Genomic DNA, 9,063 nt, shown 5'->3' on the forward strand with positions numbered 1-9,063 from the left:
CCGACCGCTGCCACAGGAGCCGCCGGATGTTCCAGAAGATCCTGATCGCCAACCGCGGCGAGATCGCCTGCCGCGTCATCGACACCGCCCGCAAGCTCGGCGTGCGGACCGTCGCGGTCTATTCCGAGGCCGACCGCGGCGCCCGCCACGTCGCCCTGGCCGACGAGGCCCTGCCGATCGGCGGCCCGGCGCCCAAGGACAGCTACCTGCGCGGCGATGCCATCATCCGCGCCGCGCTCGACACCGGCGCCGGAGGCATCCATCCCGGCTACGGCTTTCTCAGCGAGAACCCGGATTTCGTCGATGCGGTGACGGCGGCGGGGCTGACCTTCATCGGCCCCTCGGCGCAGGCGATCCGCAAGATGGGCCTCAAGGACGCCGCCAAGGCGCTGATGGCAGAGGCCGGCGTCCCGGTCGTCCCCGGCTATCACGGCGAGAACCAGGACGCGGACCACCTCCAGGCCCAGGCCGACAGGATCGGCTATCCCGTCCTGATCAAGGCGGTGGCCGGCGGCGGCGGCAAGGGCATGCGCCTGGTCGAACGGGCCGGGGACTTCCCCGCCGCGTTGCAATCCGCGCAGGGCGAGGCCGCCACCGCCTTCGGCAACCCGGCGGTGCTGATCGAGAAATACATCTCCAGGCCTCGCCATATCGAGGTGCAGGTCTTCGGCGACGGCCAGCGCGCCGTCCACCTCTTCGAACGCGACTGCTCGCTGCAACGCCGCCACCAGAAGGTGATCGAGGAGGCCCCGGCCCCCGGCATGACGCCCCAGATGCGCGCGGCCATGGGCGCCGCCGCCACCCGCGCCGCCGAGGCCATCGGCTATGCCGGTGCCGGCACCGTCGAATTCATCGTCGATGCCAGCCGGGGCCTTCGCCCCGACGGCTTCTGGTTCATGGAGATGAACACCCGCCTCCAGGTCGAACATCCCGTGACCGAACTCGTCACCGGCATCGACCTGGTGGAATGGCAGCTCCGCGTCGCCAGCGGCGAGCCGCTGCCGTCCCGGCAGGAAGACCTGGCCATCACCGGCCATGCCTTCGAGGCCCGGCTCTATGCCGAGGACGTGCCCGCGGGCTTCCTGCCCGCCACCGGGCGGCTGGCGCATCTGCGCTTTCCCGACCATGCCCGGATCGAGACCGGGGTGCGGCCGGGCGACGCCATCTCGCCCTGGTACGACCCGATGATCGCCAAGATCGTCACCCATGGCGCGACGCGCGCCATCGCCCTGCGGGCGCTGGAATCGGCGCTCGTCGATACCGAGGTGGCGGGCTCGGTCACCAATGTCGATTTCCTGATCGCGCTGACCCGCCACGAAGGCTTTGGCCGGGGCGAGGTCGACACCGGCCTGATCGCCCGCGACCTCCAGGCGCTGGTCGAGGCCGCCGAACCCGACCCGCGGGCCAAGGCGCTGGCAGTCCTCGGCCTTGCCGGGCTCGACGATCCGACGCTGCGCGGCGGCATCACGCTGTGGCAGCCGCTGCGCCGCACCATCGCCTGGGACGGCGGCGAGGCATTGCTCGAGGTGCTGGGCCCCGGCGCCGCCCGCGTCACGCTGGACGGCGGCACGCATGAGATCGGCTATGAGGGCGGGCGCTGGTGGGTCGACGGCAGCCCGCGCCGCTCGCGCATCGTGAACCATGCCGCGGGCACCAGCGTCTTCGGCGGCCGCTCGCTGACGCTCATCCCGCTCGACCCGCTGGCCCGCGGCGGCGAGGAGGCGGGGGGCGGCATGACGCTGTCGCCCATGCCGGGGCTCGTCAAGGCGATCTTCGTCGAGCCGGGGCAGCAGGTGGCGGCGGGCGAGCCGCTGGCGATCCTAGAGGCGATGAAGATGGAGCACACGCTGACCGCCGCCCGCGACGGCCGCGTGGCCGAGGTGCTGGCGGCTGCCGGCGACCAGGTCGAGGCCGGCGCCGCCCTGATCCGGCTGGAGGAGGAAGAGGACGCATGATCCTGCACCATGTCCCCGGCTCGCGCTCCATGCGCGTGCTCTGGCTGATCGAGGAGCTGGGGCTCGATTGCACCTTGCGCTCCTGGTCCTTGACCGACGGCAGCCTGCGCAGCGCCGAGTTTCGCGCGCTGTCCCCTGCCGGCCGCATCCCGGCGCTGGAAATCGACGGCCGCGCCATCTTCGAATCCGGCGCCATCCTGCAATACCTGACCGAGCGCGAGGGCAGGCTGGCCCCCAGACCGGGCGAGCCCGAGCGCGCCGATTTCCTGGAATGGGTCCATTTCGCCGAAACCCAGGCCAATATCCTGCAGGCGCTGAACATCCACCACATCTTCCTGCGGCCCGAAAGCGCGCGCTCGGTGCCGCTGATGCGGCTCGATACCCGGCGGCTGGCCGTGACCGCCCAGGCGCTCGACGCGCATCTGGCAGGGCGCGAGACGCTGCTTTCCACCTTCTCGGCCGCCGATTGCATGCTGGGTTTCAATATCGAGGCGCTGTTCCGCTTCCTGCCCGCCGCCGGCTATCCGGCGCTGGCCGCCTATCGCGACCGCATGCTGGCGCGGCCGGCCTATCGCCGCGCCCTGGCCCGCGCCGGGGGCGACGCCATCTATGACCGCGATTTCTACGAGGTGCCCGATGTCCAAGGTTGAGATCTTCGAGGTCGGCCCGCGCGACGGGTTGCAGAACGAAAAGCGCCTGATCCCGGCGGCGGAAAAGATCGCCCTGGTCGACCTGCTGTCGCAGGCCGGCTTCCGGCGCATCGAGGTGACAAGCTTCGTGCCGCCGAAATGGGTGCCGCAGATGGCGGACGCGGCCGAGGTCATGGCCGGCATCGCCCGCCGGCCGGGCATCCGCTATGCGGTGTTGACCCCGAACCTGCGCGGCTACGAGGCGGCGCGGGCCGCCGGCGCGGACGAGGTGGCGATCTTCGCCTCGGCCTCGGAGGGGTTTTCCAGGGCGAACCTGAACGCCACCATCGCCGAAAGCCTCGCGCGGCTCGCGCCGGTGGCAGAGGCGGCGCGGGTCGACGGCATCCCGCTGCGCGGCTATGTCTCGGTGGTGACGGATTGCCCCTTCGACGGCAAGGTGGCGCCCGCAAGCGTCGCCCGCGTCGCGGCCAGCCTGCGCGACATGGGCTGCTACGAGGTGAGCCTGGGCGACACCATCGGCCAGGCCCGGCCCGAGGCGATCGACGCCATGTTGGCCGCAGTTCTGGAGGAACTGCCGCCCGAAAACCTGGCCGGCCATTACCACGACACCGCCGGTCGGGCGCTGGAGAATATCGACGCGAGCCTCGCGCGCGGGCTGCGGGTATTCGACGCCGCCGTGGGGGGCCTGGGCGGCTGTCCCTATGCGCCCGGCGCCGCGGGCAATGTCGCGACCGAGAAACTCGCCGCGCACCTGGCCCTGGGCGGCCACGACACCGGGCTCGACATGGCGGTGATCGAAAAGGCCGCCGCCATGGCCCGCGGCATGAGAGGAGGCGCATGATGGAAACGATCCGCATCGAGACCGATGTCCGCGGCGTCGCGCATCTGTGGCTGGCGCGCCCGGACAAGCACAATGCGCTTTCGGCCCGGATGATCCGCGAATTGACCGAAGCCGCGCAGCGGCTAGGCGCCGACCGGGCCGTGCGCGCGGTGGTGCTGGCGGCCGAGGGGCGCAGCTTCTGCGCCGGCGGCGACCTGGGCTGGATGCAGGAGCAGATGCGCGCCGATGCCCAGACCCGGCGGGCCGGCGCGCGCGAACTGGCGATGATGCTGAATGCGCTGAACACCCTGCCCAAGCCGCTGATCGGCCGGGTCCAGGGCAATGCCTTCGGCGGCGGGATCGGCCTGATCTCGGTCTGCGATGTCGCCGTGGCCGTGCCCGAGGCGCGCTTCGGCCTGACCGAGACCCGGCTCGGCCTGATCCCCGCCACCATCGGCCCCTATGTCCTGGCCCGCATGGGCGAGGACAGGGCGCGCCGCGTCTTCATGTCCGCGCGCCTCTTCGACGCGGGCGAGGCGATGCGGCTGAACCTGCTGGCGAGCCTTGCCGATGCCGCGGTGCTGGACGCGGCCGTCGAGGCCGAGATCGCGCCCTATCTCTCCTGCGCCCCCGGCGCGGTGGCGGCGGCCAAGCGCCTGGCCCGCCGCCTCGGCCCGCCCATCGGCGAGGCCGAGATCGAGGCCAGCATCCAGGCCCTGGTCGATGTCTGGGAAGGCGACGAGGCCCAGGAAGGCATCGCCGCCTTCTTCGACAAGCGCAAGCCGCGCTGGCAGCCGGGCTGAGGCGCTGGCCCGACAGCTTCTTCGTTCTGAAAATACTCATCGGAAGGTTTTCTGCAGCGCCGGGATTGCAGGTTCAGTCGCCGCATCGACGCTGCGCCTGCCCGCGCTGCGGGATTTGAGTATTTGGGGAACGAAGAAGACAACCGGCGGCATGCCGTCGCAGCCTTGCGCCTATTGCATGTCAGGGCTTCGCGGCGGGCGGCTTGGCGGCATATGGTCGCATCTGTTAACGCTAGCGGGCCTGATTTTCCCACATCCGCCAGCCCCGAAGGTGCCGCCATGCCGCCGCAGCCCAATCTCAAGCTTGCCATCCTTGCCCTGGGCCTTGGCGCCTTCGCCATCGGCACCTCGGAATTCGCCGCCATGGGGCTCTTGCCCTGGTATGCGAGCGACCTGGGCATCAGCGAGCCGCAGGCCGGCCATGTCGTGTCGGCCTATGCGCTGGGCGTGGTGGTGGGGGCGCCGATCACCTCGATCCTGGGCGCGCGGCTGCCGCGGCGGCGCTATCTGGCGGGGCTGATCGCGGCTTACGGGGTGATGAACCTGCTGGCGGCGGTGCTGCCGGGCTATGGCACGCTGGTCGGCACGCGCTTCCTGGCCGGCCTGCCGCATGGCGGCTTCCTGGGCGTGGCCATGTTGTTTGCCGCCGATGCCCTGCCGCGGGACCAGCGCGCCAAGGGGGTGACGCAGGTGCTTCTGGGCCTGACCGTCGCCAATATTGCCGGGGTGCCGCTGGCCGGGGTGCTGGGGCAGGGGCTCGGCTGGCGCTGGGGCTTTGCGCTGCCCGGCGTGCTGGCGCTGCTGGCGGGCTGGCTGATCCTGCGGCTGGCGCCGCGGGTCGGCGCGCCCAGGGATGCGCGGCCGCTGGCCGAGCTGAAGGCGCTGCGCAATCCGGCGGTCATGCTGATCCTGCTGGTCGGCGCCATCGGCTTCGGCGGGCTCTTCGCGGTCTATTCCTATCTCTCGGCCGCGATGCTGGCGACGACGCAGCCGCCGGGCTGGGCGATCCCGGCGACGCTGTCGGCCTTCGGCATCGGCGGCACGCTGGGCAGCATCCTGGCCGCCCGGCTGACCATGCGCCATGGCACCTGGGGCGCGGCGCTGCGGCTGATGCTGTTCATGGCCGCGACCCAGGCTTTCGCCGCCTGGGCGGTGGGCGACTGGGGGATGATGCTGGCCTCGTCCTTCCTGCTGGGCCTGGGCTCGGGCATGGTGGTGCCCTTGCAGACCCGGCTGATGGAGGTCGCGGGCGAGGCGCAGAGCATGGCCGCGGCGATGAACCACGCCGCCTTCAACGCCGCCAATGCGCTGGGGCCCTGGCTCGCCGGGTTGGCGCTGGCGGCGGGCTGGGGCTGGCGTTCCTCGGGGCTGGTGGCGGTGGCGCTGTCAGGGGCGGGGATGCTCGCCCTCGGGCTTGCCTGGCAGCAGGCCCGTCTTGCCGGGAACCGGCTTCATGATCGCCCGGCGCGAGTGTGAGGCGAATTCGCGCCGCCACGAGATGAAAAGCACGTAGCTGGTGGCCAGGAACAGCCCCCAGGGCCCCGCCAGCCAGCCAAGCGCCCCCAGCGCGAAATAGACGCAGCGCAGCCCCGAGTTGAAGCTTTTCGCCGCGGTGATGTTGATGTCGGCCGCCTGCATGGCCAGCGGCACGGCGCGGGGGTCGTCGGGCTCGTTCGGGACCGAGGCCATGATGATCGCGCAATAGCCGAACAGCCGGTGCGACCAGACGAAGCGCAGAAGCGCGTTGGCCACGAAGAACAGCACCACGACGATCTTGATTTCCCATTTCAGTGTCGGCACGTGGCCCAGGTCGAACTGGCGCGCCACGCCGGCCAGCTGGTCGGTATTGCCGATCAGCGCCAGCCCGCCCCCGACCGCGATCAGGCAGGCCGAGGCGAAGAAGGCCGTGCCCTCGCGCAGGGTGGTCAGGATGGCGCTGTCGAAGATGCGCGGGTCGCGTGTGATGAATTGTCGCATCCATTCGCGGCGATAGGTCTTCATCAGCACCGTGACCGAGGGATGGGCCCTTGGCGGGTTCTCGGTGATCCAGCCGATGCCCAGCCAGGCCAGGAACAGCCAGAGCAGGGCGGCAAGGTCGGCCGGCGACAGCGGGCCAAAGGCGGGCAGGCCGGGCAGGGCGGTGTTCGGGTCCATGGCGCGGTTCTATCCTCGTGGTCTTGCTGTTGCCAGCCTGCGTCGCGGCGTCTATCCAGCAACCTGGTTATCTTTGTACCGGAGCAGATGAAAATGGCAGCACCCCACGCCATCCACGAGGAATTTCCCAACGATGCGGAGCGCATTCACGAGCTGAAGCTCTCGGACGCGCATTTCGCGCGCCTGCTTGAGGAATATGACGAGGTGAACGACCAGGTCGCCGCGGCCGAAAGCCGCCATACGCCGATGTCGGAAGAGGCCGAGACCCAGCTGCGCAAGCAGCGCGCCGGGCTGAAGGACGAGATCGCCCGCATGCTGGCCGCCGCCCGCGCCTGACGGGCCGCCCGGCTGCCGGCCTGGGGCTGGATGGGGCGTGCGGCGGGTCCGCGCGCCCTTTTTCCTTGCCTGTCCGGCCCGTGGGCCGGGGCTTGAAAGCCGCCGGGCGCATTCCTACTTCAACCCTGTCGGAGGGCCCCTGGGGCGCCGACGGACCTGCCCGCCCGCACCGGGGGGCAAGCCTTTGTATCGCTTGAAGAAGGATGCGAAACATGCGCAATTTCGACCTGACTCCGCTTTATCGTGCCTCGGTCGGCTTCGACCGCATGGCCGATGTCATGGACCGTGCCCTGTCGGCCGACATCGCCAGCTACCCGCCCTATAACATCGAGAAGACCGGCGAGAATGCCTATCGCATCTCGATCGCCGTCGCCGGCTTTTCCGCCGACGAACTGAGCGTCGAGGTCAAGGACGGCGCCGTCATCGTCTCGGGCCGCAAGGCCGCCGAGGACGAGGGCCGCAGCTACCTGCATCGCGGCATCGCCACCCGCGCCTTCGAACGCCGCTTCACCCTGGCCGATCATGTCCGGGTGCAGGGCGCCAGCCACGAAGATGGCATGCTGAACATCGACCTGGTGCGCGAGATCCCCGAGGCGCTGAAGCCGCGCCGCATCGAGATCGCCAAGCCGGCCAAGGCGGTGGAAAAGCTGGACGCCTGACGGCGCGGCCGGGGGCGCCGCCCCCGGACCCCCGGAGTATTTGCAGAACGGTGAAAGCCAAGGGGCGCCGGTTTCGGAGCCCCTTTTCTCATGCACACCGCCGATCCGTGTCCTGCGTCTTTCTCTGTTGTGAAAATACCCTCGGGGTCCGGGGCAGAGCCCCGGCTCGGCGGGCGCCGCTAGAACTGGCGGCGGGCGCGGAGCGCGGCGGTAATGGTGCCGTCGTCGAGATAGTCCAGTTCCCCGCCGATCGGCACGCCCTGCGCCAGGCCGGTGACGGCAACGCCGGTGGGTGCCAGCGCCTCGGCGATGTAATGCGCGGTGGTCTGGCCCTCGACCGTGGCCGAGAGGGCGAGGATGACCTCGGTGACCTTTTCCTCGGCGATGCGGGCGATGAGCTGGGGGATGCGCAGGTCTTCGGGGCCGATCTCGTCCAGCGCCGAGAGGCTGCCGCCCAGCACGTGGTAGCGGCCGTGAAAGGCGCGGCCGCGTTCCAGCGCCCAGAGGTCGGCCACGTCGGTCACCACGCAGATCTCGCCGATGGCGCGGCCGGGATCCTCGCAGATCGGGCAGATGTCGGACTGGGTGATATTGCCGCAGACCAGGCATTCGCGGGCATGCTCCGCCACGCTGGCCATCAGCGCCGCCAGCTGGGCCATCTGCCCGGCGCGGCGGCGGATCAGGTGCAGCACGATGCGCCGGGCCGAGCGCGGCCCGAGCCCCGGCAGCCGCGCCATGGTGGCGATCAGCGTCTCGATCTCGTCGCCGGAGGTGGGCGGCATCGCCTAGAACGGCATCTTCATGTCGGCGGGCAGGCCGAGTTCGCGGGTCAGGCGAGCCATCTCCTCGGCCGCCTTGTCCTGCGCCCGGCGCTGCGCATCCCTGACCGCGGCCAGGATCAGGTCCTCGACCACTTCCTTGTCCTCGGCCCGGAAGATCGAGGGGTCGATGTCGAGCGCCGTCAACTCGCCCTTGGCCGTCGCGGTAGCCTTGACCAGCCCGCCGCCCGATTCGCCGGTGACGGTCAGGCGGTTCAGCCCTTCCTGCATCTCGGCCATCTTGGTCTGCATCTGCTGGGCGGCTTCCATCATCTTCGACAGGTCGCCCATGTCGCCAAGGCCCTTGAACATCGCCTAATCCTCGTCCTCGAAGGGATCCCATTCCTCGACCTCGGCCACCGGGCCTTCGGTCAGCTCATGCGGGGATGTATCCTCGCCCGCCGGTTTTTCAACCGCGACCGGCACCGGGATCGGCCGGATCCGGGTGATCCTGGCGCCGGGGAAGGCGGCGAAGATCGCCTGCACGGTCGGGTTCTGCATGGCACGGGCGCGGGCCTCGGCCTCGCGTTCGGCGCGCTGTTCGCTGATCGAGGGCCGGCCGGGGTCCGAGGTCACGGTCACCGCCCAGCGTTGGCCGCCGGTCCAGCCGCGCAGCCGTTCCGCCAGCCGCTGCGCCAGGTCGCGCGGCGCCTGCTCGGTCGGCTGGAACTCGATCCGGCCGGGGGAATAGCGCACGAGACGCAGGTGATCCTCGACATCGAGCAGCAGCTTCATGTCGCGCATGCGCCGGATCAACTCGATCACCGATTCGAAGTCCGGGAACCCCGCCAGCGCATCGGGCGAGACCGCCAGCGCCGCGGCGCTGCCGTCCTGGCGCACCGCCATGGGCGCGCGGGGCGCGGCGGCG

General features: G+C 70.6%; 10 protein-coding genes and 1 pseudogene. 7 read left to right on the forward strand and 4 right to left on the reverse strand.

Annotated features, from left to right (window positions below; genetic code table 11):
- Positions 1–26 precede the first annotated feature (26 nt).
- The 5 genes from FE811_RS14160 (at position 27) to FE811_RS14180 (ending at position 5,704) form a co-directional block, all read left to right on the forward strand.
- Positions 27–1,955 carry a biotin carboxylase N-terminal domain-containing protein gene (locus FE811_RS14160; RefSeq protein ID WP_116222257.1) on the forward strand — a complete coding sequence of 643 codons (1,929 nt, stop codon included), beginning with the start codon at positions 27–29 and terminating at the stop codon, positions 1,953–1,955.
- Positions 1,952–2,605, forward strand: coding sequence for a glutathione S-transferase family protein (locus tag FE811_RS14165; RefSeq protein ID WP_036759735.1), 654 nt, complete (start codon positions 1,952–1,954; stop codon positions 2,603–2,605). Before FE811_RS14160 ends, FE811_RS14165 begins: the two co-directional genes overlap by 4 nt.
- Positions 2,592–3,446 carry a hydroxymethylglutaryl-CoA lyase gene (locus FE811_RS14170; protein WP_072461997.1) on the forward strand — a complete coding sequence of 285 codons (855 nt, stop codon included), beginning with the start codon at positions 2,592–2,594 and terminating at the stop codon, positions 3,444–3,446. The genes FE811_RS14165 and FE811_RS14170 overlap by 14 nt, the downstream gene beginning before the upstream one ends.
- Positions 3,443–4,228 (forward strand): crotonase/enoyl-CoA hydratase family protein, encoded by a 786-nt coding sequence (locus FE811_RS14175; RefSeq protein WP_116222258.1) that lies wholly within the window; start codon positions 3,443–3,445, stop codon positions 4,226–4,228. Before FE811_RS14170 ends, FE811_RS14175 begins: the two co-directional genes overlap by 4 nt.
- Before the next feature lie 279 nt (positions 4,229–4,507).
- Positions 4,508–5,704, forward strand: coding sequence for an MFS transporter (locus FE811_RS14180; protein ID WP_036759730.1), 1,197 nt, complete (start codon positions 4,508–4,510; stop codon positions 5,702–5,704).
- Here the strand turns inward: FE811_RS14180 and FE811_RS14185 are convergent.
- Positions 5,615–6,382, reverse strand: coding sequence for a DUF599 domain-containing protein (locus FE811_RS14185; protein ID WP_116222259.1), 768 nt, complete (start codon positions 6,380–6,382; stop codon positions 5,615–5,617). The two genes, FE811_RS14180 and FE811_RS14185, sit on opposite strands and share 90 nt — an antisense overlap.
- Positions 6,383–6,475: 93 nt before the next feature.
- Between FE811_RS14185 and FE811_RS14190 the strand changes: the two genes are divergently transcribed.
- Together FE811_RS14190 and FE811_RS14195 are read left to right on the forward strand one after the other, a co-directional pair.
- A complete protein-coding gene (locus FE811_RS14190) occupies positions 6,476–6,718 on the forward strand; it encodes a YdcH family protein (protein WP_072461994.1) in 243 nt (80 codons plus the stop codon).
- A 212-nt stretch (positions 6,719–6,930) separates the two neighbouring features.
- Positions 6,931–7,377, forward strand: coding sequence for an Hsp20 family protein (locus FE811_RS14195; RefSeq protein ID WP_036759727.1), 447 nt, complete (start codon positions 6,931–6,933; stop codon positions 7,375–7,377).
- 179 nt (positions 7,378–7,556) lie between these two features.
- Here FE811_RS14195 and recR read toward each other — a convergent pair whose 3' ends face one another.
- The 3 genes and pseudogenes from recR to FE811_RS14210 form a co-directional block, all read right to left on the reverse strand.
- Complete coding sequence (gene recR / locus FE811_RS14200; RefSeq protein WP_116222260.1) at positions 7,557–8,159, reverse strand: recombination mediator RecR; 603 nt, start codon at positions 8,157–8,159, stop codon at positions 7,557–7,559.
- A 3-nt stretch (positions 8,160–8,162) separates the two neighbouring features.
- Positions 8,163–8,507, reverse strand: a complete 345-nt coding sequence (locus FE811_RS14205; protein WP_036759723.1) for a YbaB/EbfC family nucleoid-associated protein — start codon at positions 8,505–8,507, stop codon at positions 8,163–8,165.
- Between the two features lie 3 nt (positions 8,508–8,510).
- Positions 8,511–9,063 (reverse strand): annotated as a pseudogene (locus FE811_RS14210) (DNA polymerase III subunit gamma/tau); the annotation flags it as partial.

Source organism: Paracoccus sp. FO-3 (assembly GCF_006386455.1).
GTDB classification, from domain to species: domain Bacteria; phylum Pseudomonadota; class Alphaproteobacteria; order Rhodobacterales; family Rhodobacteraceae; genus Paracoccus; species Paracoccus versutus.

Coding starts and splice junctions, on each gene's coding strand:
- FE811_RS14160 (WP_116222257.1), top strand. CDS start 27: ATGTTCCAGAAGATCCTGATCGCCAACCGCGGCGAGATCGCCTGCCGC.
- FE811_RS14165 (WP_036759735.1), top strand. CDS start 1,952: ATGATCCTGCACCATGTCCCCGGCTCGCGCTCCATGCGCGTGCTCTGG.
- FE811_RS14170 (WP_072461997.1), top strand. CDS start 2,592: ATGTCCAAGGTTGAGATCTTCGAGGTCGGCCCGCGCGACGGGTTGCAG.
- FE811_RS14175 (WP_116222258.1), top strand. CDS start 3,443: ATGATGGAAACGATCCGCATCGAGACCGATGTCCGCGGCGTCGCGCAT.
- FE811_RS14180 (WP_036759730.1), top strand. CDS start 4,508: ATGCCGCCGCAGCCCAATCTCAAGCTTGCCATCCTTGCCCTGGGCCTT.
- FE811_RS14185 (WP_116222259.1), bottom strand. CDS start 6,382: ATGGACCCGAACACCGCCCTGCCCGGCCTGCCCGCCTTTGGCCCGCTG.
- FE811_RS14190 (WP_072461994.1), top strand. CDS start 6,476: ATGGCAGCACCCCACGCCATCCACGAGGAATTTCCCAACGATGCGGAG.
- FE811_RS14195 (WP_036759727.1), top strand. CDS start 6,931: ATGCGCAATTTCGACCTGACTCCGCTTTATCGTGCCTCGGTCGGCTTC.
- recR (WP_116222260.1), bottom strand. CDS start 8,159: ATGCCGCCCACCTCCGGCGACGAGATCGAGACGCTGATCGCCACCATG.
- FE811_RS14205 (WP_036759723.1), bottom strand. CDS start 8,507: ATGTTCAAGGGCCTTGGCGACATGGGCGACCTGTCGAAGATGATGGAA.